18 protein-coding genes are annotated in these 25,595 nt (G+C 73.9%); 7 read left to right on the top strand and 11 right to left on the bottom strand.

Annotated features, from left to right (window positions below):
• Positions 1-342 precede the first annotated feature (342 nt).
• Both ccrA and mce read right to left on the bottom strand, forming a co-directional pair.
• The gene (gene ccrA / locus GC157_09300; protein MBI1377660.1) at positions 343-1,680 is read right to left on the bottom strand and encodes a crotonyl-CoA carboxylase/reductase; all 1,338 of its coding nucleotides are present in this window, start codon (positions 1,678-1,680) and stop codon (positions 343-345) included.
• A 205-nt stretch (positions 1,681-1,885) separates the two neighbouring features.
• Entirely contained in the window at positions 1,886-2,329 is a 444-nt protein-coding gene (gene mce, locus GC157_09305; GenBank protein ID MBI1377661.1) for a methylmalonyl-CoA epimerase, read from the bottom strand.
• 47 nt (positions 2,330-2,376) lie between these two features.
• On the opposite strand from mce, the gene GC157_09310 reads away from it, so the two are divergent.
• Positions 2,377-3,573, top strand: coding sequence for an acetyl-CoA C-acyltransferase (locus GC157_09310; protein ID MBI1377662.1), 1,197 nt, complete (start codon positions 2,377-2,379; stop codon positions 3,571-3,573).
• Positions 3,574-3,609: 36 nt separating this feature from the next.
• Positions 3,610-4,578, top strand: coding sequence for a methylmalonyl Co-A mutase-associated GTPase MeaB (gene meaB, locus GC157_09315; GenBank protein ID MBI1377663.1), 969 nt, complete (start codon positions 3,610-3,612; stop codon positions 4,576-4,578).
• Between the two features lie 82 nt (positions 4,579-4,660).
• Here meaB and GC157_09320 read toward each other — a convergent pair whose 3' ends face one another.
• Both GC157_09320 and GC157_09325 read right to left on the bottom strand, forming a co-directional pair.
• A complete protein-coding gene (locus GC157_09320) occupies positions 4,661-5,068 on the bottom strand; it encodes a hypothetical protein (GenBank protein MBI1377664.1) in 408 nt (135 codons plus the stop codon).
• A 55-nt stretch (positions 5,069-5,123) separates the two neighbouring features.
• On the bottom strand, positions 5,124-5,879 hold the full coding sequence (locus GC157_09325; protein MBI1377665.1) for a DUF2127 domain-containing protein: 756 nt from the start codon (positions 5,877-5,879) through the stop codon (positions 5,124-5,126).
• Between the two features lie 188 nt (positions 5,880-6,067).
• On the opposite strand from GC157_09325, the gene GC157_09330 reads away from it, so the two are divergent.
• Entirely contained in the window at positions 6,068-7,036 is a 969-nt protein-coding gene (locus GC157_09330) for a tetratricopeptide repeat protein (GenBank protein ID MBI1377666.1), read from the top strand.
• Positions 7,037-7,048: 12 nt separating this feature from the next.
• Here GC157_09330 and GC157_09335 read toward each other — a convergent pair whose 3' ends face one another.
• From GC157_09335 to GC157_09350, 4 genes are read right to left on the bottom strand one after another with little or no spacing between them, the layout of a single operon-like run.
• The gene (locus GC157_09335; protein ID MBI1377667.1) at positions 7,049-8,017 is read right to left on the bottom strand and encodes a VWA domain-containing protein; all 969 of its coding nucleotides are present in this window, start codon (positions 8,015-8,017) and stop codon (positions 7,049-7,051) included.
• A complete protein-coding gene (locus GC157_09340; GenBank protein MBI1377668.1) occupies positions 8,014-9,039 on the bottom strand; it encodes a DUF58 domain-containing protein in 1,026 nt (341 codons plus the stop codon). Before GC157_09340 ends, GC157_09335 begins: the two co-directional genes overlap by 4 nt.
• Positions 9,036-10,220 (bottom strand): AAA domain-containing protein, encoded by a 1,185-nt coding sequence (locus tag GC157_09345; GenBank protein ID MBI1377669.1) that lies wholly within the window; start codon positions 10,218-10,220, stop codon positions 9,036-9,038. Before GC157_09345 ends, GC157_09340 begins: the two co-directional genes overlap by 4 nt.
• Entirely contained in the window at positions 10,217-11,602 is a 1,386-nt protein-coding gene (locus GC157_09350; GenBank protein MBI1377670.1) for a PDZ domain-containing protein, read from the bottom strand. Before GC157_09350 ends, GC157_09345 begins: the two co-directional genes overlap by 4 nt.
• Before the next feature lie 393 nt (positions 11,603-11,995).
• Here GC157_09350 and GC157_09355 point away from each other — a divergent pair, with 393 nt between their 5' ends.
• Positions 11,996-14,149, top strand: a complete 2,154-nt coding sequence (locus tag GC157_09355) for a hypothetical protein (protein ID MBI1377671.1) — start codon at positions 11,996-11,998, stop codon at positions 14,147-14,149.
• Between the two features lie 31 nt (positions 14,150-14,180).
• On the opposite strand, the gene glgB is transcribed toward GC157_09355, so the two are convergent.
• Together glgB and GC157_09365 are read right to left on the bottom strand one after the other, a co-directional pair.
• Positions 14,181-16,433, bottom strand: a complete 2,253-nt coding sequence (gene glgB / locus GC157_09360; GenBank protein MBI1377672.1) for a 1,4-alpha-glucan branching protein GlgB — start codon at positions 16,431-16,433, stop codon at positions 14,181-14,183.
• 203 nt (positions 16,434-16,636) lie between these two features.
• Positions 16,637-18,694 (bottom strand): DUF3416 domain-containing protein, encoded by a 2,058-nt coding sequence (locus GC157_09365; GenBank protein ID MBI1377673.1) that lies wholly within the window; start codon positions 18,692-18,694, stop codon positions 16,637-16,639.
• A gap of 112 nt (positions 18,695-18,806) precedes the next feature.
• On the opposite strand from GC157_09365, the gene glgP reads away from it, so the two are divergent.
• Positions 18,807-21,425, top strand: coding sequence for an alpha-glucan family phosphorylase (gene glgP / locus GC157_09370; GenBank protein ID MBI1377674.1), 2,619 nt, complete (start codon positions 18,807-18,809; stop codon positions 21,423-21,425).
• A gap of 13 nt (positions 21,426-21,438) precedes the next feature.
• Here glgP and glgX read toward each other — a convergent pair whose 3' ends face one another.
• Positions 21,439-23,574 (bottom strand): glycogen debranching protein GlgX, encoded by a 2,136-nt coding sequence (gene glgX / locus GC157_09375; GenBank protein ID MBI1377675.1) that lies wholly within the window; start codon positions 23,572-23,574, stop codon positions 21,439-21,441.
• A 187-nt stretch (positions 23,575-23,761) separates the two neighbouring features.
• On the opposite strand from glgX, the gene GC157_09380 reads away from it, so the two are divergent.
• Both GC157_09380 and GC157_09385 read left to right on the top strand, forming a co-directional pair.
• Complete coding sequence (locus tag GC157_09380; GenBank protein MBI1377676.1) at positions 23,762-24,541, top strand: enoyl-CoA hydratase/isomerase family protein; 780 nt, start codon at positions 23,762-23,764, stop codon at positions 24,539-24,541.
• Between the two features lie 71 nt (positions 24,542-24,612).
• The gene (locus GC157_09385) at positions 24,613-25,581 is read left to right on the top strand and encodes a methyltransferase domain-containing protein (protein ID MBI1377677.1); all 969 of its coding nucleotides are present in this window, start codon (positions 24,613-24,615) and stop codon (positions 25,579-25,581) included.
• Positions 25,582-25,595 lie beyond the last annotated feature (14 nt).

Below are 25,595 nucleotides of genomic sequence, written 5' to 3' on the forward strand. Positions count from 1 at the left end.
CGGACCGACCGCCGCCTTCCCCAGCTCCAGGTAGATCTCCCAGTGCGAACCCGCAGGACCCGTGGTGTCCCGGTCGTCGAGGACGGTCATCGGGCACCTCCCACAGGTCCGGCTGGGGTTCGAACGAATGTAGGAATGCTACCTAAGTCCACCGACAGGCACAACCCCCAAACCCCAGCAATCCCACGGGATTTCGCCGATCCATCGTCCACAGGCTGTGGACAGGCGCGGGCCGTCGGTGTCGCCACCACGACGACGTGGTGCTCGAGTCCGCCCGGCCCGGCGCGCTGCGACCGCCTCCGCCGGGTGCCTCCGCACGAGAGGCGCCCGGGCGGTGAGACCTCAGACGTCCTTGAAGCGGTTGATCGCGTCGAGGTGCTGCGCGCGCATCGCGGCGTCGCGGACGCCGAGGTTCTCCTCGGGCGCGAGGGCGAGCACGCCGACCTTGCCCTGGTGCAGGTTGCGGTGGACGTCGTAGGCCGCCTGGCCGGTGTCGGCGAGGGCGTAGGTCTTCGACAGCGTGGGGTGGATCTTGCCGCGCGCGATGAGCCGGTTGGCCTCCCACGCCTCGCGGTAGTTCGCGAAGTGCGAGCCGACGATGCGCTTGAGGTTCATCCAGAGGAAGCGGTTGTCGTACTCGTGCAGGAAGCCCGACGTCGACGCGCAGGTGACGATGGTGCCGCCCTTGCGCGCGACGTACACCGACGCGCCGAACGTCTCGCGGCCCGGGTGCTCGAAGACGATGTCGACGTCGTCCCCGCCGGTGAGCTCGCGGATGCGCGCGCCGAGGCGGCGCCACTCCTTGGGGTCCTGGGTCTGGTCGTCCTTCCAGAACCGGTAGTCGTCGGCGTTGCGGTCGATGATGAGCTCGGCGCCCATGCGGCGGCAGATCTCGGCCTTCTCCGGCGAGGACACCACGCAGATCGGCGTGGCCCCGCCGTTGAGCGCCATCTGGGTGGCGTAGGAGCCGAGCCCGCCCGAGGCGCCCCAGATCAGGACGAGGTCGCCCTGCTTCATGCCGGCGCCGTTCTGCGACACCAGCTGTCGGTAGGCGGTGGAGTTCACCAGTCCGGGGACCGCAGCCTCCTCCCACGTGAGGTGGGCCGGCTTGTGCAGCAGCTGGTTGGCCTTCACCAGGGCGATCTCGGCCAGGCCGCCGAAGTTGGTCTCGAAGCCCCAGATGCGCTGCTCCGGGTCGAGCATCGTGTCGTTGTGGCCGAGCGGGCTCTCGAGCTCGACCGAGAGGCAGTGGGCGACGACCTCGTCGCCGGGGTGCCAGGTGTGCACGCCCGGGCCGGTGCGCAGCACGACGCCGGAGAGGTCCGACCCCACGACGTGGTAGGGCAGGTCGTGCCGCTTGGCCAGCGGGTTGGTGCGCCCGTAGCGCTCGAGGAACCCGAAGGTGGAGACCGGCTCGAACATCGACGTCCACACGGTGTTGTAGTTCACCGAGCTCGCCATCACGGCCACGAGGGCCTCGCCCGGGCCGAGCTCGGGCACGGGGACGTCCTCGACGTGCAGGCTGCGCCTCGGGTCCTTGTCGCGGGTGGGCACGTCGTCGAACATGTGCTCCTCGTCCTTGTGCACCGTGACGGCGCGGTAGGACTCCGGGATCTCGAGCGCGGCGAAGTCCTCCGACGTCGCGGTGCCGCTGAGGATCGCCTCGAGGATCTGCTTCACGTCGCCCTCCGGGGCCGGCGCTGGTGGTGCGGTACGCGGCGTTCGCGTCCGTTCGGCACGCTACCCACGGGGTCTCCCGCGACGCCCCTCAGGGGTGGACCGGCCGTCCCGAAACCGCTTGCATCCGCCCCGGTGCGATGTCACTGGTGAAACGGTCGCTTCCCAGGGCGAGAAGCGACCGTTTCACCAGTGACGTGGGGGCCGGTCAGGAGCCGGCGGGCTCGACGAGCTCGACGAGCACGCCGCCGCAGTCCTTGGGGTGCACGAAGTTCACGCGGGAGCCGGCCGTGCCGTGCCGCGGCGCGTCGTAGAGCAGGCGCAGCCCTGCCTCGCGCAGCCGTTGCGCGGCGACCTCGACGTCGGTGACCCGGAACGCCACCTGCTGGATGCCCTCGCCGTTGCGCTCGAGGAACTTCCCGATCGCCGAGTCCGGGCGCAGCGGCGCGAGCAGCTGGATCGCGGCGTCGCCGATCCCGAGCATCGCCTCGCGCACGCCCTGCTCCTCGTTGACCTCCTCGTGCGTCTTCGCGAGCCCGAACGTACGGGCGTAGAAGGCCACGGCCTCGTCGAGGTCGCGCACGGCGAGGCCGACGTGGTCGATGGCGGTGACGACGGGTCCGAGCACCTCGGACGGGCTGGGGGAGCTCACGGCAGTATCGTGACGCGTAGCCAGCCCCGTGTCGTCAGGAGGGTCCCATGAGCACCGGTCCGACCGTCATCGTCGCGGGAGCACGCACGCCGATGGGCCGCCTGCTCGGCGCCCTCAAGGACTTCTCGGCCGCCGACCTCGGCGGCGTCGCGATCAAGGCCGCGCTCGAGCGCTCCGGCGTCTCGCCCGAGCAGGTCGACTACGTGATCATGGGCCAGGTCATCCAGGCCGGTGCCGGCCAGATCACCGCGCGGCAGGCCGCCGTCAAGGGCGGCATCTCGATGGACGTGCCGGCCATCACGATCAACAAGGTCTGCCTCTCGGGCCTCGACGCCATCGCGCTGGCCGACCAGCTCATCCGCGCCGGGGAGTTCGAGATCGTCGTCGCCGGCGGCATGGAGTCGATGACCCAGGCGCCCCACCTGCTGCCGAAGTCCCGCGAGGGCTTCAAGTACGGCGACACCGCGCTCGTCGACTCCATGGCGTTCGACGCGCTCACCTGCGCGTTCGACCAGGTCGCGATGGGGCTCTCGACGGAGAACCACAATGCCCGCTACCCGGTGGCCACGCGCGAGGCGCAGGACGCCTTCGCCGCACGCTCCCACCAGCTCGCCGCCGTGGCGCAGAAGAACGGTGTGTTCGCCGAGGAGATCGCGCCGGTCTCGGTGCCGCAGCGCAAGGGCGACCCGATCCTGGTCACCGACGACGAGGGCATCCGCGCCGACACCACCGCCGAGTCCCTCTCGCGGCTGCGTCCGGCCTTCACCAAGGACGGCACCATCACCGCGGGCTCGTCGTCGCAGATCTCCGACGGCGCGGCCGCCGTCGTCGTGATGAGCAAGGCGAAGGCCGAGGAGCTCGGCCTCACGTGGCTGGCCGAGATCGGCGCGCACGGTGTGGTCGCCGGTCCGGACGCCTCCCTGCAGGAGCAGCCGGCCAACGCGATCCTCAAGGCGCTCGGCCGCGAGGGCCTCACCCCGGCGGACCTCGACCTCGTCGAGATCAACGAGGCGTTCGCCGCCGTCGGCATCGTGTCGACCGACAAGCTCGGGCTCGACCCCGAGAAGGTCAACGTCAACGGCGGTGCCATCGCGCTGGGCCACCCGGTGGGCATGAGCGGGGCGCGGATCGCGCTGCACCTCGCCCTCGAGCTCAAGCGCCGCGGCGGCGGGATCGGCGCGGCGGCCCTGTGCGGCGGCGGCGGGCAGGGCGACGCCCTCGTCCTGCGCGTGCCCGGCGCCTGACGCCGGCCGACATCGCTCCCGCCTGACGCGCCGCCCGTGACCGACCACGTCGCCGACCTCGTCGCCCGGGCGCGCGAGGGGCAGCCGCGCGCCGTCGCCCGGCTGATCTCCTACGTCGAGGACGCCTCGCCGGTGATGCGCGAGGCCACGGCGGCGCTCGCGCCGTACGCAGGACACGCCCACGTCGTCGGCATCACCGGGGCGCCGGGCGTCGGCAAGTCCACGACCACCTCGGCGCTGGTCGGGGCCTACCGCGCCCAGGGGCTGCGCGTGGGCGTGCTCGCGGTGGACCCGTCCTCGCCGTTCTCCGGCGGCGCGCTGCTCGGCGACCGCGTCCGGATGCAGGAGCACGCCACCGACCCGGGGGTCTTCATCCGCTCGATGGCCTCCCGCGGGCACCTCGGCGGGCTGTCGTGGGCCACGCCGCAGGCCGTGCGCGTGCTCGACGCCGCGGGGGTCGACGTCGTCATCGTCGAGACGGTCGGGGTCGGCCAGAGCGAGGTGGAGGTGGCCGCGGAGGCCGACACCACCCTCGTGCTCGTGGCGCCCGGGATGGGCGACGGGGTGCAGGCCGCGAAGGCCGGGATCCTTGAGATCGGCGACGTGTTCGTGGTCAACAAGGCCGACCGCGAGGGCGCCGACACCACGCTGCGCGAGCTGCGGCACATGATCACGCTCGGCACGGGCCCCCGGGCCGGGTCGTCCGACGACCCGTGGTCGCCGCCCGTCGTGCGCGCCGTCGCCAGCAGGGGCGAGGGGATCGACGACGTCCTGGCCGCCGTCACGGAGCACCGGGCCTGGCTGGAGCGCACCGGCGAGCTGGCCGCCCGGCGCCGCGCCCGGGCCGCCGGCGAGATCGAGGCGATCGCGTTCGCCGCCCTGCGCCGGCGCATCGGCGACCTGCACGGCGACGCGCGGCTCGACGCGCTCGCGGCCCGCGTCGTCGCCGGCGAGCTCGACCCCTACGCCGCCGCCGACACCCTGGTGGAGGGCCTCGCCGGCTGACCCCCCGCTCGATGTCACTGGTGAAACGGTCGTCTCCGGGCGCCGGAAGCAGCCGTTTCACCAGTGACATCCGCCCGGGTCCCTAGGGGACGGCGAGGCCGAGCACGGACGCCGGGGCCACCGTCACCAGCCGCGCCACCTGCGCCGCCAGCGCCGCGTCGAGGGTGACGAGGGCGTCGGCCTGAAGGCCCGTGAGCGCGACGTACTCCGCGGTGAAGGTGTCCTCCCACCCCAGCTGGTCCGCGATGCGCCACGCCTCGCTCTGCAGCACGCGGTCGCCCAGCAGGCGCATGCGCAGGCCGCGCGTGTAGGTCAGCCGGCGCGTCGCCTCGGTGCGCGAGAGCTCCCCGGCGCGCACGGCGCGGTAGAGCCCGGACACCAGCTGCGAGCGGATCAGTGCAGGGGCGACGAGCTGGTGCTGCGTCGGCACGGCCACGCGGTCGCGGGCCAGCGCGAGGGCGACGTCGGGCGTGATCACGAACCGGGTCATGGCAGGGACCTCCGGGGGCCAAGGCGTGCACTGACGGTCGTCGGGAGGGAGGGGATCAGCCTGCCGCGGCAGCGCGCTCGACGGTGAGCAGGCTCTCCTCCGCGTGCTCGGCGTGGTACGCCGCGCCGCCGCCGCGCAGGCCGAACAGGCGCTTGCTCCACAGCAGCCAGACGACCGCCGCCACGTTGACCGCGAACGCGAGCAGGCGCAGCACCGTCACGCGGTTGAGCAGCTCGTGCACCTCGAGCGGGAGGAAGACGCTGGTGGCGACGACGGCGAGGTACTCGCCCCAGCGCTGCACGGTCCACAGCCCGACCGCCTCCGCGGCCTGGAGCGCGGCGTAGGCGAGCACGGCCACGGCGATCCAGGTGAGCGCCGACTCGGAGAGCCCGAGGGCCTCCTCGATCCACCGGGTGAGGAACGAGCCGTCGATGTTCCACCCGATCTGGTCCGCGAACGGGCGCAGCAGCGGGAGGTCGACCTGGTACGCCGCCGCCACGGCGTCGCGCTGCCCGCGGAACCGCAGGATCCCAATGCCGAGCGCGAGCAGCAGCACCGCCTTGAACCCCCGCTCCGTGGCGAGCAGCCGCATGATCACCCGGTCGCGCAGCAGCCGCCCGCGCGGCACCTCGGGCGCGTCCTGCGCCGGCCCGCGCCCGGCCGGCTCGCCGACCACGAACGTCGCGCAGCGCAGGCACCGCCACGCCTCGCCGGCGGGCGTCGTCACGTGCAGCCGGTCCCGCAGCTCCTGCTCGTCGGGGGCGTACGTCGCGTGCCCGTGGCGCGAGCAGTAGCGCAAGTTCCAGTCCACGCGCGCACGATAGACGGTGCGCGTGCCGGGCCCTCCCCACGACCTGAGTGCGCCGCGACCGGTACGACGCACCCCGCAGCCGGCGTCCCAGAGGCCGCGCTGCCGCACGAGGCACCGCGGCGTCGCGCGCCCTCGCGCAGCAGCCCGCGGGCGCGATCGCTCTCGGCGGACGGGTTCGCGGGCGCCCCATGGCGGATGACAGGATGGCTCGCGTGAGCACTCCGTCGTCACTCCCGCTCCACGGCGCCGTCGACCTCGGCGCCCTCGCCGCCGCCCGCGAGGCGCAGGCCCGCGCCGAGCAGCGCATCGCCGCCGGCGAGGTGGCCGCGCCGCCCGGGGTCGTCGTCGACGTCACGGAGGCCGACTTCCAGGCCACCGTGATCGACCTGTCGTTCCAGGTGCCCGTCGTGGTGGACCTCTGGGCCGACTGGTGCCAGCCGTGCAAGACGCTCTCGCCGATCCTCGAGCGGCTCGCTGCCGCCGACGGCGGGGCCTGGCTGCTGGCCAAGGTCGACGTCGACGCCAACCCGCGCATCGCGCAGGCCTTCCAGGTGCAGTCGATCCCCACCATCTACGCCGTCATCAAGGGCCAGCCGGTGCCGCTGTTCCAGGGCGCGCTGCCCGAGGCGCAGGTGCGCCAGTACCTCGACGAGCTGCTGCGCGCCGCCGCGGCCAACGGGGTCACCGGGCGCGTCGGCGGCGACGCCGGAGAGCCGGCCGCCGAGGCCGACGCGGAGCCGGAGGGCGACCCGCGGTTCGACGCGGCGTACGAGGCCATCGAGGCCGGCGACTGGGACGCCGCCCAGGCCGCCTACGAGCAGGTGCTCGCCGACTCGCCCGCGGACGCCGACGCCAAGGCCGGCCTCGCGCAGGTGGCGCTGCTGCGGCGCACCGACGGCGCCGACCCGGTGGAGGCCCTGGCCGCCGCCGACGCCGCGCCCGACTCGCTCGACGCGCAGGCCCTCGCCGCCGACGTCGAGCTGCTCGACGGCCGGGTGGAGGAGGCGTTCGCGCGCATCGTCGACCTGGTGCGCCGCAGCGCGGGCGACGAGCGCAGCGCCGCGCGCGACCACCTGCTCTCGCTGTTCACCCTCGTGGGCGACGACGACCCGCGCGTCGCCAAGGCCCGCACCGCGCTGGCCAACGCCCTGTTCTGATCGACGCCGCGGTCAGACCAGGCGCTGGTTCCAGAGGATCCCGGCCGTCGCGGCGGCGATGGCGAGCAGCAGGGCGACGCCGGCGAACAGCGCCGTGACTTCCTGCGTCTTCACCTCGTAGGCGACGTCCTTGCCGATCGAGTCGTAGATCGAGCCCAGCTGGTTGGCGGTCTCGGCCGTGAAGCTCTGGCCGCCGCTGGTGTCGGCGATGGCCTGCATCGCCTGGACGTCCACGGGCACCGGCACGTCCTGACCCTGAACGTTGACGATCCCGTCGGGCGTGCCGAAGGCGATGGTGTCCACGGGGACGCCGGCGGCCCGGGCGTCGGCCGCGGCCGCGTTCGCCGCCTGCACCGGGTCCTGGCCGAAGTCGGCGACGGTGGGCGTGCCGTCGCTCATGAGCACGATCGCGGTGGGCGGGGTCTTGCCGGAGTCCGGTTTGGGCAACCCCTCGATCGCGGCGAGCGCGGTGCGTATGCCGGCGGCGGTGGCCGTGCCGGGGCCCACCTCGAGCGTGGTCAGCGCGTCGGTCACCGGCGCCTTGTCCGAGGTCGGCGCCACCACGAGCCGGGCAGCCTGGTCGAAGGTCACGAGCCCCACCTGCACGCCGTCCGGGAGCCCCTCGACGAAGCTCGTCGCCTGCGCCTCCGCGGCGGCGAGCCGGTTGGGCGCGACGTCGGTCGCGGTCATGGACGCCGAGGTGTCGAGCACGAGCAGGATCGTCGAGGCGTCGCGCGGCGTGCGCAGCGCCATGACCGGCTGCGCGAACGCGACGGTGAGCACCGCGATCGACAGCACCGCCAGCGCGGCCGGCACGTGCCGCTTCCAGCCGGACCGCTTCGGCGCCACCGAGTCGAGCATCGCGACGCTCGTGAAGCGCAGCACCTGGGTGTGCCGGCGTCGCTGCACCACGACGTACGCCGCGAGCAGCGCGATCGGTGCCACGAGCAGCAGGAGCCGCCAGGCGGACAGGAAGGTCATCGCAGGTCCGTTCCGGTTCGGGAGGGGGCGCCGCCGGGCGCCACGGGCATGGTGCGGGGGTAGGCGGCCATCGCGGGCTGCCGGCGGATCGCGCGCCGGCGCAGGACGAACGCCACGGTGTCGGAGAGCCAGTCGCGCTCGGTGGACAGGGCGAGGTACTCGGCGCCCGCCGAGTGGATCGCCGTGCGGATCGCGTGGTCGCGGGAGCGCGCGGCCTCGGCGTAGCGCTCGCGCAGCCCTCGCGAGCCGGCGTCGACGTAGCGCTGCCGCCCGGTCTCGGCGTCGACGACGGCGAGGATGCCGACGTCGGGCAGCGCGAGCTCGCGCGGGTCGGTGACGTGGACCGCCACCACCTCGTGGCGCAGCGAGAGCAGGCGCAGCTCGCGCTGCCAGGTGTCGGGGTCGAGGAAGTCCGAGACGACGACGACCTGGCCGCGGCGCCGGGCGGCGCCCTGCAGCCACCGGCAGGCGGCTGCGAGGTCGGTGCCCTCGCCGGGCGGCGCGGCCATGCGCGGGGTGTCGTGCACGGCGCTCAGCGCGGCCATGAACGCAGCCCGCCCCTGCCGCGCCGGCAGGTGCCGCAGCGTGCCGGTGCCGCTCATCACGACGCCGATCCGGTTGCCGCCGCCGAGGCGCAGCATCCCGAAGGCGGCCACCGCGCCGAGGGCCACGTCGCGCTTCTCCGCGCGTGCTGTGCCGAAGTCCAGGCTCGCCGAGCGGTCCACCACGATCCAGGTCTGCGCCTCGCGGTCGGCCTCGGTCTGCCGCACGTAGGTCTCGCCCGAGCGGGCCGAGAGGTTCCAGTCGATGAGGCGCGCGTCGTCGCCGGGCTCGTAGGCGCAGGCACCGGCCCGCTCGCTGCCGGGGCCGACGGCGAGCGTGGCGTGGTCGCCGCTGAGCCGGCCCTCCACGCGCCGGCGCACCTCGAGCTCGAGCCGGCGCAGCACGTCCGAGCGCGTGGCGACCTGCGCCACCGGGACGGACGCGACCTCGGTGGCGGCCTCCGTGGGCCGCGGGCTCATCCCGCGGCCGGGTACGGCGACGGCGTCACGACGACGGTGTCCTGGCGGACGCCGGAGTCCGTGCGCGGGGCGATGCGCGGCGCCTGCACGCGCGAGAGGATCTCGCGCAGCACGTCGTCGGGCGTCATGCCCTCGGCGAGCGCGTCGTAGGTGAGCGTCACGCGGTGGCGCAGCACCTCGGGGGCGACGTCGAAGACGTCCTGCGGCACGACGAAGCGACGGCCGCGCAGCACGGCCAGCGCGCGCGCCGAGGCGATGAGGCCGAGCGTGCCGCGCGGGCTCGCGCCGAGCGCGACGTGGCGCTGGAGGTGCTCGAACCCCCAGCGCGCGGGGTCGCGCGTGGCCATCACGAGGCGCACGGCGTAGTCCTGCACCGCGTGGTGCACGAAGACGTCGGTCACCAGGGCCTGCAGGTCGCGCAGCTGGTCGGTGGTGAGCACCTGCTCGCCCTGCGGGGCGTGCGCGCTCATCCTCGTCGCGATCGCGGTCTCCTCCTCGTAGGTCGGGTGCGGCACCACGACGTGCATGAGGAAGCGGTCGCGCTGGGCCTCGGGCAGGTTGTAGACGCCCTCGGACTCGATGGGGTTCTGGGTCGCGAGCACCACGAAGGGCGTGGGCAGGGCACGGGTGTGGCCGCCGATGCTCACCTGGCGCTCGGCCATGGCCTCGAGCAGCGCCGACTGCACCTTCGCGGGCGCGCGGTTGATCTCGTCCGCCAGAACCAGGTTGGCGAAGATCGGGCCCCACTCGATGTCGAAGTCCTCGCTCGACGGGCGCCAGATGCGCGTGCCCACGAGGTCGGCCGGCACGAGGTCCGGGGTGAACTGGATGCGGGTCATCGACCCGCCGATCACACGGGCCATGGTCGACACGGTCAGCGTCTTGGCCAGGCCGGGGAAGCCCTCGATCAGCACGTGGCCGCCCGCGAGCAGGCAGACCATCACGCGCTCGACGAGGCGGTCCTGCCCGACGACGACGCGCTTCACCTGGAAGAGCGCGTCCTCGAGCAGCGCGGCGGAGTCGGCGGCGTGGGCCTGCCCCGGTGTCGGGCCTGCGGCGGGCGGGGGACCCGCCACCGCCGGTCCGGTCGGCGCCGGTGCGGCCTGGGGGGAGTGGTCGGGGATGGTCACGGTGGTCTCCTGCTGGGGTCCGTCGGGTGAGGCGGCGTGGGCGTCGGTCATCCGACGGGCCCGGAGCCGAAGGTGATGGAGGCCGTGTGGGAGCGGCCGTTGGCGGTGACCCACGTGAGCGACACGGTGTCGCCGGGGTGGTGGGGCGCGATCAGCGAGCGCAGCGAGGCGTTGTCGGTCACGCGGTGGCCGTCGAGCGCGGTGATCCGGTCACCGGCGACGAGGCCCGCCTTCTCGGCGGCCGAGCCGTTCACGACCCCGGCGATGGTGACGCCGTCGGACGAGCCGAGCGCGGAGCCGGACACCGTGACGCCGAGGAAGGCGCTGCTGCCGAGGTGGTTGGTGCTCGTGGACCGCCCGTCGCGGATGTCCTGCGCGATCTGCAGCGCCTGGTTGATCGGGATGGCGTAGCCGTCGGTGGTGTGGGAGAGCCCGCGCCCGGTCGACACGGACCCGGCCGTGATCATGCCGACGACCTTGCCGTCGCTGCTCACCAGCGCGCCGCCGGAGTCGCCCGGCTGGATGTTGGCGTTGGTCTCGATGAGGTTGCTCAGCTGCTCGGAGACCCCGTTCTCGGAGTCCATCGCGGTGATCTGCTTGTCGAGCCCGGTCACGCTGCCGCCCGCGGCGATCGGCTTGCCGCCCAGGCCGCCGGCGTTGCCGAGGCCGATGACGGTGTCGCCCACCTGGACGCTGCCGGAGTCGCCGAGCGGGGCCGTGGTGAGGCCGGACGCGCCGCGCAACTTGATGACGGCGACGTCGTGCGAGGCGTCGTAGCCGAGCACGTCCGCCGCGTAGTAGGTGCTGGTACCGGCGACGGCGACCTTGAGCGAGGTGGACCCGGCCACCACGTGGTGGTTGGTGAGGATCACGCCGTCGGAGGTCAGGACGATGCCGGTGCCGCTGGCCTCGCTGCCGTCGTACCCGACGGTGCTGATGATGTTCACCAGCCCGGGGGCGACGGCGTCGACCGCGGCCTGGTCGACCGAGGACCCGGTCTGCGACCCCGGGAGCTGGCCCTGGCCGGGGAGGCCCTGGCCCGGCAGCTGCCCCTGCCCGGGGAGCAGACCCTGGCCCTGCGAGCCGTCGCCCTGGCCGGGGATGCTCGGCGCCGAGATGCCGGGCGTGGGCGTGGCGGCGGGGGGAGAGGCCACCTGCGTGGCGGAGTCGCGCGGGATGGCCAGGGCGATGCCCACCCCGGCGAGCAGGGCGGCGAGGAACAGCGCCGTGCCCACCATCAGCCGGCGCGAGGTGCGGGCGGGCGGCGCCGCCTCCTCGACCTGCACGGGCGGCGGGAGGGTGTGCGAGGCCCGGGCCTCGCTCCAGTAGCCCGCGACCGTCTCCGGGCTCCCCCAGAGGGGAGAGGTCCACACGTCGTGCGTGGGTGCCGGCTCGACCGGCGGGAGCTCGCGCGGCTCGTACGTCTCGTCCATGGTGCCCTCCGTCGTGGCAGCGGGGTGACCGCCGTACGACCGATATGACCCACCCATCATGTGACGACCGTGAGAAAACTCCCACGGAATCCCGTGAGTCGCCCCCGGTGCCGTCACGGTCGCGTCACGGGGCCCGCGGTTCCCTCCTGGGGCCGTGATCCCGGTCACGCCCGGGGTGCCGTGAGCCGCCATGGGGCGGCCCTGCCGTCGGCGGGCGGCAACCGGTGCGGGTGTTAGCGTTCCGGGGTGCCTGAGCCTGCCGCGACGGGCCCTGTCGCCGGGGACGTCGGCAGGGGTCGCCTCCCCGACCACCCGGACGCCGCAGCCGAGCAGGACCACCTCGACCTCACCTACACGCGCCTGGACGCGCTGCGCGCCCTGGCCCGCCGCCGCATGTCGGACGCGATGGGCGGCGAGGCCGGCGGCACCCACCAGAACCGGTCCGAGCGCGACTCCTTCGTGAGCATGTACGCCGACCGCATCGCCGCGCTGGACGCGGTCGAGTCGCGCCTGGTCTTCGGCCGCACGGACGACGCGGACGGCCCCACGTGGATCGGGCGCATCGGGCTGACCGACGACGCGCAGCGCGTGCTCCAGATCGACTGGCGCGCGCCGGCCGCGGCGTCGTTCTACCAGGCCACCGCGGCGAACCCGCTGGGCCTCGAGCGCCGCCGGCACATCAGCACCCACGACCGCCGGGTGACGGCGCTCAGCGACGAGGTGCTCGACCCCGACCTGGTGCAGGAGGGCGTCGTGCCGGCGAGCAGCGACAGCGCCCTGCTCGCCGCGCTGGGTGCCGTGCGCACAGGCCGCATGGGCGACATCGTGGCCACGATCCAGGCCGAGCAGGACCGCATCATCCGGTCCGAGGCGCGCGGCGCGCTGGTGGTGCAGGGCGGCCCGGGCACCGGCAAGACCGCCGTCGCGCTGCACCGGGCGGCCTACCTGCTCTACACCCACCGCGAGCGCATGGAGCGCTCCGGCGTGCTGGTCCTGGGGCCCACCAGCGTGTTCCTGCGCTACGTCGAGGCGGTGCTCCCGTCGCTGGGCGAGACCGGCGTCGTGCTCAGCTCGATCGCCGAGCTCGTGCCGGGCGTGGTGGGCCGCGGCCGCGACCGCGACGAGGTGGCGGTGGTGAAGGGCGACCTCGTCATGGCCGAGGTGCTGGCACGGGCCGTGCGCGCGCGCCAGCGCGTGCCCTCCCGAGGCGTCACCGTGCTGGTGGACGAGACCGAGCTGCACCTGCCCTCCGGCGTGATCGCGCGTGCCGCACGGGATGCGCGGCACGAGCACGAGACGCACAACGCGGCGCGCATCACCTTCCTCACGCACCTGCTCAACCAGCTGGCGACCCGTCTGGCCCGCAAGCGCCGGCAGGACCCGGGCGACGGCTACGTGCGCGAGGAAGTGCTCGACGAGCTGCGCGAGACCACGGCGGTGCGCCGCGAGCTCAACCTGCTCTGGCTGCCGCTCACACCCCAGCGGTTGCTCGCCGACCTGTGGGCCAAGCCGGAGCGGCTGGCCGAGGCGGCCGAGGGGCTGCTCACCGCGGACCAGCGCCGGCTGCTGCGCCGCCCGGCCGACTCCGCGTGGACCGTGGACGACGTCCCGCTGCTCGACGAGCTGGCCGAGCTGCTCGGCGACGACCCCGTGGCCGCGGAGGCCGACCGCGCGCGCCGGGCCGCGGAGGAGGTGCGGGCCGAGGCGTTCGCCTCGCGGGTGCTGCAGGGCACGGCGGACGTGAGCGACGAGGGCGGCCTGGAGGCATACGAGGGCATGGTGTCCGGGCGCCAGCTCGCCGAGCGGTTCGCGGAGTCCGGGCCGTTGCGCACGCTCGCCGAGCGCGCGGCCGAGGACCGCGAGTGGGCCTACGGCCACGTCGTGGTGGACGAGGCGCAGGAGCTCTCGCCCATGGCGTGGCGGTCCGTGGCGCGCCGGGTGCCCTCGCGCTCGATGACCGTCGTCGGCGACCTGGCGCAGACCTCCAGCGGCGTCGGTGCCCGCAGCTGGGCCCAGGCGCTCGACACGATCACGCGCGGCGTGTGGCGCATCGAGGAGCTGTCCATCAACTACCGCACCCCGGCACGGATCAGCCGGGTCGCGGAGCGGGTGCTGGCGGCCATGGACCGGGTCGTGACCCCGCCGCGGGCCGTGCGCGAGGGCGAGCACGACCCCGCCGACCACCACGTCACCGACGTCGTCGCCGGCACGGTCGAGGTCGTGCGGCGGCTGACCGCGTCGCCCGGCCGGGTCGGCGTCGTCGCACCCGTCGCCCTCGTCCCGTCGCTGCACCGCGCCCTGTCCGACGCCGGTGTCGACGCCGGGCTCGGCGCCGACGGGCTCGACTCGATCGCGGCGGTGATGAGCGCGACACAGGTGAAGGGCCTGGAGTTCGACGACGTCGTGGTCGTCGAGCCCGCGGTGCTGGGGGCCGGCCCGAGCGGGCTGGCCGACCTCTACGTGGCGCTCACGCGCGCGACCTCGCGGCTCGAGATCGTGCGCAGCTCCGACCTGCCGGCGTGCCTGGCCGGCGCCTTCGACGCCTGACGCGGTCCGCCGCTCGCCGGTCGCTGCGCGGTCAGGCCGGGCGCAGCCAGAGCGCGCCCAGCGGCGGGATCCGGACCTCCGCAGAGAAGGGCCGGCCGTGCCAGGGCACCTCCTCGGCCTGCACGGCGCCCATGTTGCCGACGCCCGAGCCGCCGTACTGCTCGGCGTCGGTGTTGAGCACCTCGTGCCAGGTGCCGCCGAAGGGCAGGCCCACGCGGTAGCCCTCGTGCGGGCCGCCGGAGAGGTTGACCAGGCACGCCAGCGCCGCGCCGTCGTGGCCCCAGCGCAGCCAGCTGAACGTGTTGCCGGCGGAGTCGTCGGCGTCGATCCACTCGAAGCCGGCGGGGTCGTTGTCGCGCGACCACATCGCGGGCGTCTCGCGGTAGACGCGGTTGAGGTCCGCGATGCAGGCCTGCACGCCGCGGTGGTCGGCGTTGTCGAGCAGCCACCAGTCCAGGCCGCGCGCCTCGCTCCACTCGGCGTACTGCGCGAGCTCGGAGCCCATGAACAGCAGCTGCTTGCCGGGGTGCGCCCACATGAAGGCGAGGTAGGCGCGCAGGTTGGCCATCTGCTGCCAGCGGTCGCCGGGCATCTTGCTCAGCAGCGACCCCTTGCCGTGCACGACCTCGTCGTGGCTGATCGGCAGGCAGTACTGCTCGCTCCAGGCGTACACCAGCGAGAAGGTCATCTCGTTGTGGTGCCACTGGCGGTGGATCGGCTCACGCGCCATGTAGTGGAGCGTGTCGTTCATCCAGCCCATGTTCCACTTCAGGCCGAAGCCGAGGCCGCCGAGGTGGGTGGGCCGGGTGACGCCGGGCCAGGCGGTGGACTCCTCGGCGATCATCACCACGCCGGGGGAGCGCTTGTACGCGGTGGCGTTCGCCTCCTGGATGAAGGAGACGGCGTCGAGGTTCTCGCGGCCGCCGTACTGGTTGGGCGTCCACTCGCCGTCCTTGCGCGAGTAGTCGAGGTAGAGCATCGACGCGACGGCGTCGACGCGCAGGCCGTCGACGTGGAACTCCTCGAGCCAGTACGTCGCGTTGGCCACGAGGAAGTTGCGGACCTCGCGACGGCCGAAGTCGAACACGTACGTGCCCCAGTCGGGCTGCTCGCCGCGTCGCGGGTCCGCGTGCTCGTAGAGCGGCGTGCCGTCGAAGCGGGCGAGCGCCCAGTCGTCCTTGGGGAAGTGGGCCGGCACCCAGTCGAGGATCACGCCGATGCCGGCCTGGTGCAGCCGGTCGACGAGGTGGCGGAACTCGTCGGGCGAGCCGAAGCGCGACGTGGGGGCGTAGTAGGACGTGACCTGGTAGCCCCAGCTGGGCGCGAACGGGTGCTCGGCCACGGGGAGGAACTCGACGTGGGTGAACCCCATCTCGACGACGTACGCCGTCAGCTCCTCGGCCAGCTGCGTGTAGGAGAGGCCCGGGCGCCAGGAGCCGAGGTGCACCTCGTAGGTGGACATCGCGGAGTTGTAGGGATCGCGTCCCGAGCGGGCCGACATCCAGTCCTCGTCGCCCCACTCGTAGCGGGACGTGAACACCACCGAGGCGGTGGCCGGCGGGTGCTCGGTGTGCCGCGCCAGCGGGTCTGCCTTGGTGCGCCACACGCCGTCGCGGCCGAGCACGGCGAACTTGTACCGCGTGCCCGCACCGAGGTCCGGCACGAAGAGCTCCCAGACCCCGCTCGACCCGAGCGAGCGCATGGGCGTGCCGGTGCCGTCCCAGTGGTTGGCGTCGCTGACGACGCGGACGCCGAGCGCCGAGGGGGCCCACACCGCGAAGGAGGTCCCGTGGACGTCGCCGAGCGGCGAGGCGTAGGTGTGCTCGTGCGCGCCCAGAACGGTCCACAGCGTCTCGTGGCGCCCCTCGCCGATGAGGTGCAGGTCGACCTCGCCGAGCGTCGGCAGGAAACGGTAGGGGTCGTCCACCCGCTGCGGCTCGCCGCCGTAGGCGACCTCGAGCCGGTAGTCGGGGACTTCGGCCGTGTCGAGCACGCCCGTGAAGACGCCGCCCTGCTCGTGCTGGAGCTCGACGCGCGTCTCCTGGCCGTCTGCGGTCCGCGCGACCACGGCGACGGATGTGGCCCACGGCCGCAGCGTGCGGATCGTGATGCCGCCGTCGTGCGGGTGCGGGCCGAGGATCGAGTGCGGGTCGTGGTGGCGACCCTCGACCACCCGCTGCAGGTCGGCCTGGTCGACCGGCCGGACGGACGGGCGCGCCGCGGTGCCGGCTGCCGTGGTCTTCCTGCCCTTCTCCACGTCCTCGACCTTCTTCCCCTGCTCGATGGCCTCCGTGCCCGTGCCCGTGGCGCGCTCCCGGTGCTCCTTCTCGCGCTCCCGGTGCTTCTTCCTGTGCTTCTTGTGCTTCGCGTCCTTCGCGTTCTTCTTCTTGTCCTTCGCGGCCTTGGGGCGCGCCGCCTTCTCGTCGGGGTCCGACGGCTGCCCGCCGCCGCGCTCGCCCCGGCCGGACCTTCCCGAGGCGGCCACGACTACACCGCCCCGGCTCGTACGTGCACGACGTGCGCCACCTGCTGGTGCGGGTCGAGCCGGACGTAGGGGTACTGGCCCCACACCCAGGTGTTCCCGCTCACGAGGTCGCGCGCGGCGAAGTTGTCGCCGGGGCGCAGCCCGAGCGCCGCCATGTCGAGGTCGAGGACGCCCTCGCGGGCGCCGTGCGGGTCGAGCGTGCACACCACCAGGACGACGTCGTCGCCCTCGCGCTTGCTGTAGGCGATGAGCTTGTCGTTGGTCGACCCGTGGAAGGTGAGGTTGCGCAGCCGGTGCAGCGCGGGGTGCTCTCGGCGCCACGCGTTGAGCGAGGTGAGGTAGGGCGCGAGCGTGCGCCCCGACTCCTCGGCCGCCTGCCAGTCGCGCGGCCGGTACTGGTACTTCTCGGAGTCGAGGTACTCCTCGCTGCCGGGCCGCAGCGCCACGTGCTCGAAGAGCTCGAAGCCCGAGTACACGCCCCACGTGGGGGACAGCGTCGCGGCCAGCGTCGCGCGGATCGCGAACGCCGCGGGACCGCCGTACTGGAGGTAGGCGTGGAGGATGTCGGGGGTGTTGACGAACACGTTGGGGCGCATGGACGCCGCGAGCGGGCCGGACAGCTCGCGGAAGTACTCGGTGAGGTCCCAGACGTCGTTGCGCCAGGTGAAGTACGTGTAGGACTGCTGGAAGCCGATCTCGCCGAGCAGGCGCATCATCGTCGGCTTGGTGAAGGCCTCGGCGAGGAAGACGACGTCGGGGTCGGTCGCGTGGATCGCGCCGAACAGCCGCTCCCAGAAGGCCACCGGCTTGGTGTGCGGGTTGTCGACGCGGAAGATCCGCACCCCGCAGTCCATCCAGTGCCGCACCACCCGCAGCACCTCGGCGAGGATGCCGTCGAGGTCGTCGTCGAAGTACAGCGGGTAGATGTCCTGGTACTTCTTGGGCGGGTTCTCGGCGAAGGCGATCGTGCCGTCCGCGCGGTGGGCGAACCAGTTCGGGTGCTCGGTCACCCAGGGGTGGTCCGGCGAGCACTGAAGGGCGAGGTCGAGGGCCACCTCGAGCCCGAGCTCGCCCGCGCGCGCCACGAACGCGCGGAAGTCCTCGACCGTGCCGAGGTCGGGGTGGACGGCGTCGTGCCCGCCCTCGGGCGAGCCGATGGCCCACGGCACGCCCGGATCCCCGGGCCCGGGCGTGAGCGTGTTGTTGCGGCCCTTGCGCGCCGTGGTGCCGATCGGGTGGATCGGCGGCAGGTAGACGACGTCGAACCCCATCGCCGCGATCGCGGGCAGCCGCTCGGCAGCCGTGGCGAACGTGCCCGAGCGCGGCGGGTCGAGGCTCGCGCCCTCCGAGCGCGGGAAGAACTCGTACCAGGCGCCGTAGAGGGCGCGCTCGCGCTCGACGCGCACGGGCACCGGGCGCGACTCGCACACGTGCTCGCGCAGCGGGTGCTCCTCGAGCACGGCGGTCACGTCGGGGTCGAGGGCCACCGCGAGCCGGGCAGCGCCGGGACGCGCCGTGTCCTTGAGCGCGGCCACCGCCGCCTTGAGCGGCTCGCGGGCCTTGCCGCGCGGCACTCCCTTGGTCGCCCGCTCGAGCAGGATCGCGCCCTCGCGCAGCTCGAGCTCGACGTCGAGGTCGGCCGGCACCTTGATCTGCGCCCGGTGCCGCCAGGTCTCGACCGGGTCGCCCCAGGCCTCGACGGTGTAGGTCCACTCGCCCTCGGCGTCCGCCGCGACCTCGGCCGCCCAGCGGTCGACCCCCTCGACCGGGTGCATCGGCACCGACGACCCGCGGCCGTCCGGACCGCGCAGCACGACCGTGGCCGCGACGGCGTCGTGCCCCTCGCGGAAGACCGTGGCGGACACGGTGAACCTCTCGCCGACGACGGCCTTCACCGGACGGGTGCCGCAGGCGACCAGCGGTGAGAGGTCCTCGATGGCGTAGCGCCCGGTGCTCGGCGGGCGCAGCGGCTCCGGGACGTCGACGGACGGCCCGGCTGCGGCGGCAGCGGGCGTCGCGGCGTCGGTGGCGTCGGACGACGTGCGTCGGCGAGGCGGCATCACGTCCACCCTAGCGACGTAACGGGATGTCGCGAGCGCTGAAACCGATGGAACCCATGTAACCGCCGGGCGGAGCGCGTCGCACCCGCGCGGGCGCCCTAGGGTGTGCCGGGTGAGAGCGATCCGACGATTCACCGTCCGAACCGTCCTGCCCGCGGCCCTCGAGCCGCTGGCCGACGTCGTGAGCAACCTGCGCTGGTCGTGGCACCCGGAGACCCAGGACCTCTTCGCCCGCATCGACGGCGCCCTGTGGGACGAGGTGGGGCACGACCCGGTGCGGCTGCTGGGCGAGGTCCCGTCCGCGCGCTGGACCGAGCTCGCCGCCGACGCCGACTTCGTGGGGCACCTGCAGTGGATCGCGGGCGGCCTGCACGACTACCTCACGGGCGACCGCTGGTACCAGGCGCTCGGCGCGGACGCGCCGCGCTCGATCGCGTACTTCTCGCCCGAGTTCGGCATCACCGAGGTGCTGCCGCAGTACTCCGGCGGCCTCGGGATCCTCGCCGGCGACCACCTCAAGGCCGCGAGCGACCTCGGCGCCCCGATCGTGGGCGTCGGGCTGTTCTACCGCTCGGGCTACTTCCGCCAGTCGCTCTCGCTCGACGGGTGGCAGCAGGAGACCTACCCGATCCTCGACCCCGACGGCCTGCCGCTGAGCCTGCTGCGCGAGCCGGACGGCTCGCCCGTCCTGATCTCCGTCGGGCTGCCCGGTGGCCGGACGCTGCACGCGCACGTGTGGCGCGCCGAGGTCGGCCGGGTCCCGCTGCTGCTGCTCGACTCGGACGTCGAGGCCAACGACTCCGCCGAGCGCGACGTCACCGACCGGCTCTACGGCGGCGGCGGCGAGCACCGCCTCCAGCAGGAGCTGCTGCTCGGCGTCGGCGGCGTCCGCGCGCTGCGGGCGTTCAGCCGGATCACCGGCGCCCCGGAGCCGGAGGTGTTCCACACCAACGAGGGGCACGCCGGCTTCCTCGGCCTCGAGCGCATCCGCGAGCTGGTCAGCACCCTCGGGCTCACCTTCGACGAGGCCCTCCAGGCGGCCCGGGCCGGCACGGTGTTCACCACGCACACGCCGGTGCCCGCGGGCATCGACCGGTTCCCGCGCGAGCTGATCGCGACGTACTTCGGCGGCGACAACGCGGTCGAGGCCATGCCGGTGGAGCGCATCCTCGCCCTCGGCGCGGAGGACTACGACGGCGGCGACCCGACCGTGTTCAACATGGCCGTCATGGGGCTGCGCCTCGGCCAGCGCGCCAACGGCGTGAGCCTGCTGCACGGCGAGGTGAGCCGCGGGATGTTCTCCGGGCTCTGGGAGGGCTTCGACATCGACGAGGTGCCCATCACCTCGATCACCAACGGCGTGCACGCCCCCACCTGGGTGGCCCGCGAGATCCGCGACCTGCTCGCGGTGCAGGTGGGCACGGAGCTCGCCGAGAAGACCGAGGGCTGGGAGGCGTCGCGCGCCATCCCGGCGGGCGAGCTGTGGGCCACCAAGCGGCTGCTGCGCGAGCGGCTCGTCGGCGACGTGCGCGCACGGCTGCGCGAGTCGTGGGGCCAGCGCGGCGCGTCGGACGCCGAGCTGGGCTGGATCGACGACGTCCTGGACCCCGACGTGCTCACCATCGGCTTCGCCCGGCGCGTGCCGTCCTACAAGCGCCTCACGCTCATGCTGCGCGACCCGGACCGGCTCAAGTCCCTCCTGCTGCACCCGGACCGGCCGGTGCAGCTGGTCATCGCCGGCAAGTCCCACCCCGCGGACGACGGCGGCAAGAAGCTGATCCAGCAGCTCGTGCAGTTCGCCGACGACCCGGAGGTCCGGCACCGCATCGTGTTCCTGCCCGACTACGACATCGGGATGGCGCGGCTGCTCTACCCCGGCTGCGACGTCTGGCTGAACAACCCGCTGCGCCCGCTGGAGGCCTGCGGCACGTCCGGCATGAAGGCCGCGCTCAACGGCGGTCTCAACCTGTCGATCCTCGACGGGTGGTGGGACGAGTGGTACGACGGCGAGAACGGCTGGGCGATCCCCACCGCCGACGGCGTCGCCGACCCGGACCGCCGCGACGACCTCGAGGCCGCCGCGCTCTACGACCTCATCGAGAAGAGCGTCGCGTCGCGGTTCTACGACCTCGACTCCGCCGGCCTGCCGACCCGCTGGCTCACGATGGTGCAGCACACGCTGGCCACGCTCGGCCCGAAGGTGCTGGCCAACCGCATGGTCCGCGACTACGTGCAGCGGCTGTACGCACCGGCGGCGGCGTCCTCGCGCACCGTGCTGGCCGGCAAGGCGGCGCTCGCGCGCGAGCTCGCGGCCTACGGTGCGCGGGCGCGGGCGGCCTGGGCGCACGTGCGGGTCGAGCACGTCGAGACCTCCGGCGTGGCCGACGTGCCCGAGCGCGGCACCGAGCTCACGGTCCGCGCGTTCGTGGCGCTCGGCGAGCTGAAGCCGGAGGACGTCCTGGTCGAGCTGGCCAGCGGCCGGGTGGACCACAACGACCGCATCGTGCGGCCCACCTTCACGGCGCTCGCGCCGGCGGAGTCCTACGAGGGCAACCGCTGGCGCTTCGAGGTGACGGTGACCCTCGACGACACCGGACCGTTCGGCTACACGGTCCGCGTGCTGCCGGCGCACCGGGGGCTTCAGGACCCGGCCGAGCTCGGCCTGCAGGCGCTGCCCGCGCCCAGCGCCGTCGGCCAGGACGTCGCCGCGCCGTTCGCCCCCACCTACTGACGGCGGGGGCGGGCTACTCCACCCGGAAGAGGGCGACCGACCGCGCCGCGACCGAGACGGTGGACCCGACCCGCGCGGTCGGGGGCTCGGTCGCGGGCCGCTCGAGCGCGGTGTCGAGCAGACGCCGGTAGGCCGTGCCGTAGGGCGTGGCCGGCAGGGTGAGCGGGACGTCGGCGTCGTCGCGGTTGAGCACCACGAGGAACGCCGCGTCGCGCAGCGGGTGGCCCTCGGCGTCGCGCACGAACAGCTCGCCGGACAGCGCCATCACGAGGGTGCCGGTGGCCGGGTCGTGCCACTCGGCGTCGGTCATGGGCGTGCCGTCGGGGCGCAGCCAGGCGAGGTCCGCGGGACGGCCCTCGGCGACCGGCCGGCCGTCGAAGAACTCGGTCTGGCGCAGCGTGGGGTGCACCCGTCGCGCGTTGAGCAGCGTGGTGGTCCACCGCAGCAGGTCGGCCTGCCACGGCTCGAGGTCCCACTGCATCCAGGACGTCTCGTTGTCCTGGTTGTAGGGGTTGTTGTTGCCGCCCTGCGAGCGGCCCGTCTCGTCGCCCATGACGAGCATCGGCGTGCCGGTGGAGAGCAGCAGCGTCGCGAGCATCGCCCGGATCGTGCGCCGGCGCGCGGCCTCGACCCCGGCGTCGTCCGTGGGTCCCTCGACGCCGTGATTCCACGACCGGTTGTCGTCGCTGCCGTCGCGGTTGTCCTCGCCGTTGGCCTCGTTGTGCTTGCGGTCGTAGGTGACCAGGTCGCGCAGCGTGAAGCCGTCGTGGGCGGTGAGGAAGTTGACCGACGCCGCGGGCGCACGGCCGTGGAAGACGTCCTGCGAGCCGGTGAGCCGCCACCCCATGTCGGCCGGCGCCTCGCGCGGCGCCGAGCCGCCGCGCCAGAAGCCGCGCACGTCGTCGCGGAAGGCGTCGTTCCACTCAGCCCACGGCGAGCCGAACATGCCGAGCCGGTAGCCGCCGGGGCCGACGTCCCACGGCTCGGCCACGAGCTTCACCTGGCGCAGGACGGGGTCCTGGTGCACGGCGGCGAGGAACGGCGCACGCTCGTCGACGTCCATGCGCTCGCGGGTGAGCGCGGTGGCGAGGTCGAACCGGAAGCCGTCGACGTGCATCTCGGTGACCCAGTAGCGCAGCGAGTCCATCACCAGGCGCAGGACGCCGAGGTCGCCGACGTCGAGGGTGTTGCCGCAGCCCGTGGTGTCGACGTAGGACCCGCTGTGCGGCGCCAGCTTGTAGTGGTCGCGCTCGCCGAGCCCGCGGAACATCAGCGACGGTCCGTCCGGGCCGCCCTCGCACGTGTGGTTGTAGACGACGTCGAGGATCACCTCGATGCCCGCGGCGTGCAGCGCCTTCACCATGGCCTTGAACTCGTCGACCTGCGCGCCGGGCGTGCGGTCCGACGAGTACGCCGCGTGCGGGGCGAAGAAGCCCAGCGTGCTGTAGCCCCAGTAGTTGGAGACGCCGCGGTCGGCCAGCGGGGGCTCGCTGACGAACTGGTGCACGGGCAGCAGCTCGACGGCGGTGACGCCGAGCGAGAGCAGGTGCTCGACCGCCGCCGGATGGGCCAGGCCGGCGTACGTGCCGCGCAGCTCCGGCGGGACCGACGGGTGCCGCGCGGTGAAGCCCTTCACGTGCAGCTCGTAGACGACGGTCTCGCCCCAGGCGGTCGCCGGCGGCTCGTCGTCGCCCCAGTCGAACCCGTCCGGCACGACGATCGAGCGCGGCATCGAGCCGGCCGAGTCGCGCGGGTCCGGCGTCCGCCGGTCCTGCGGCGTGCCGGGCATGAGGACGTCGGACCACGTCACCCCGCCGTGGATGGCGCGGGCGTACGGGTCCATGAGCAGCTTGGCCGGGTTGAAGCGCAGGCCCTCCTCGGGCGCCCACGGTCCGTGCGCGCGCAGCCCGTACGCCGTGCCGAGCTCGACGCCCGGGAGGAAGCCGTGGTGCACGCCGTGGCTGCGTGCCTCGAGCGGCACGCGCACCTCGCCGTCGCCGAGGAACAGGCACGCCTCGACCAGCTCGGCGCTGGGGGCGCGGACGGCGAGGTTGAGCCCCTCCGGGGTCCAGGTGGCGCCCAGCGGCGAGGGGGCCCCGGGGGGACGCACGGCGCCGGTGCCGGCGCGCACCACCTCGTCGGGTGCCATGGTCGGGCCTCCTCGGGTCGTGCGGCCCGGGGTGGTGCTGCCGCCGGCCGCGGGTGCAGGGGGACAGTCTGCCCGTCCACGCTGCCTCGCGCGCCCGGCCCCGCCGCCGGGGGCCGGCCGGGGGTGCCGCCTCGCTAGAGTCGGGGCGCCGTCCCGGACCGGGGCTGCAGGCGACGAGGAGGTCACCGTGGGCGAGTTCGTGCGCGTGGAGCTCGAGGACGGCGTCGGCACGATCCGCCTCGACCGGCCGCCGATGAACGCGCTGTCGGCGCAGCTCCAGCAGGAGATCCGCGACGCCGCCCATGAGGTCTCCGTGCGTACCGACATCGGGGCCGTCGTCGTCTACGGCGGCGAGAAGGTCTTCGCGGCAGGGGCGGACATCAAGGAGATGGCCGCCTGGTCCTACCAGGAGATGGTCGGCCGCTCCGCCGCGCTCCAGTCGGCGTTCACCGCGGTCGCCCGCATCCCCAAGCCCACGGTCGCCGCCGTCACCGGCTACGCGCTCGGCGGCGGCTGCGAGCTGGCGCTGTGCTGCGACCTGCGCGTCGCGGGCGACAACGCCAAGCTGGGCCAGCCCGAGATCCTGCTCGGGATCATCCCGGGCGCCGGGGGCACGCAGCGCCTGCCGCGGCTCATCGGGCCGTCGCGCGCCAAGGAGCTGATCTTCACCGGTCGCTTCGTGGGGGCCGAGGAGGCGCTGCGCATCGGACTGGTCGACCGCGTGGTCGCCCCCGACGACGTCTACTCCGCGGCCTTCGAGCTCGCCCGCAGCCTGGCCCACGGCCCCGCGTACGCGCTGCGCGCGGCGAAGGAGGCGATCGACCGCGGCCTCGAGGTGGAGCTCGACACCGGCCTGGAGATCGAGCGGGTGCAGTTCTCCGCGCTCTTCGCCACCGACGACCGCGCCATCGGCATGCAGTCGTTCATGGAGCACGGCCCGGGCAAGGCGACGTTCACCGGGCACTGAGTGCCCCGGCCGTACGTTCCCGCCGTCGGCTCGGCACCGGCCGGGCCGGTCCGTCGTGACAGACTCGCGCCATGACGCCGGACCCCGCCCGTGGCTCCGCGCCCGTCACCGCCGAGGACGTGGCGGCCGCCTGGGACGACCCCAAGCTGGCCAACGTGCTCTACCACGACTGGGAGGCGGCGACCTACGACGAGAAGTGGTCGATCTCCTACGACGAGCGCTGCATCGACTACGCCCGCGACCGGTTCACCCACGTCGCGGGCAGCGCCGGCTGGCCCTACGGGGACGCGCTCGAGATCGGCTGCGGCACAGGCTTCTTCCTGCTCAACCTCAAGCAGGCGGGGGTGCTCGACCGCGGTCACGTCACCGACCTCTCGCCGGGCATGGTCGAGGTCGCCGTGCGCAACGCGCGCGGTCTCGGCTTCGAGGTCGAGGGCCGGGTGGCCGACGCCGAGAGCATCCCGTACGACGACGACAGCTTCGACCTCGTGGTCGGCCACGCCGTGCTGCACCACATCCCGGACCTCGACGTCGCGATGCGCGAGGTGCTGCGCGTGCTGCGCCCCGGCGGCCGGTTCGTGTTCGCGGGGGAGCCCACCGAGAAGGGCGACTGGGTGGCGCGCCGGCTCTCGCGGCTGACGTGGTGGACCGCGTCGCGCGTCACCCATCTCGCACCGCTGCGCGAGCGCTGGGCCCGGCCCCAGGCCGAGCTCGACGAGTCCTCGCGCGCGGCGGCGCTGGAGTCCGTCGTCGACATCCACACCTTCGACCCGGACCGGCTCGCGGCGCTGTGCCTGCGCGCGGGCGCCGTCGACGTGCGCACCGTGACCGAGGAGCTGACCGCCTCGTGGTTCGGCTGGCCGGTGCGCACCTTCGAGGCCGCTGTGCGGCCGGGCGCGCTCGGCTGGCGGTGGGCGATGTTCGCCTACAAGGGCTGGATGCGGCTGTCGTGGCTCGACGAGCACGTGCTGGCGCGGGTGGTGCCCGACGAGCTCTTCTACAACGTGTGCGTCACGGGCACGAAGCCCGCGGCGGGGTGAGGCGCGTGCGCGCC

It is taken from the genome of Frankiales bacterium (genome assembly GCA_016125335.1).
GTDB lineage: Bacteria > Actinomycetota > Actinomycetes > S36-B12 > CAIYMF01 > Longivirga.

Bases quoted from the DNA above. Each gene is read 5' to 3' on its own strand.
- GC157_09350 (MBI1377670.1), bottom strand. From the start codon at position 11,602: ATGGACGAGACGTACGAGCCGCGCGAGCTCCCGCCGGTCGAGCCGGCA.
- GC157_09340 (MBI1377668.1), bottom strand. From the start codon at position 9,039: ATGAGCCCGCGGCCCACGGAGGCCGCCACCGAGGTCGCGTCCGTCCCG.
- glgX (MBI1377675.1), bottom strand. From the start codon at position 23,574: ATGGCACCCGACGAGGTGGTGCGCGCCGGCACCGGCGCCGTGCGTCCC.
- GC157_09330 (MBI1377666.1), top strand. From the start codon at position 6,068: ATGGCGGATGACAGGATGGCTCGCGTGAGCACTCCGTCGTCACTCCCG.
- GC157_09320 (MBI1377664.1), bottom strand. From the start codon at position 5,068: ATGACCCGGTTCGTGATCACGCCCGACGTCGCCCTCGCGCTGGCCCGC.
- GC157_09335 (MBI1377667.1), bottom strand. From the start codon at position 8,017: ATGACCTTCCTGTCCGCCTGGCGGCTCCTGCTGCTCGTGGCACCGATC.
- GC157_09385 (MBI1377677.1), top strand. From the start codon at position 24,613: ATGACGCCGGACCCCGCCCGTGGCTCCGCGCCCGTCACCGCCGAGGAC.
- GC157_09365 (MBI1377673.1), bottom strand. From the start codon at position 18,694: ATGCCGCCTCGCCGACGCACGTCGTCCGACGCCACCGACGCCGCGACG.
- GC157_09310 (MBI1377662.1), top strand. From the start codon at position 2,377: ATGAGCACCGGTCCGACCGTCATCGTCGCGGGAGCACGCACGCCGATG.
- GC157_09345 (MBI1377669.1), bottom strand. From the start codon at position 10,220: ATGACCGACGCCCACGCCGCCTCACCCGACGGACCCCAGCAGGAGACC.
- GC157_09355 (MBI1377671.1), top strand. From the start codon at position 11,996: ATGTCGGACGCGATGGGCGGCGAGGCCGGCGGCACCCACCAGAACCGG.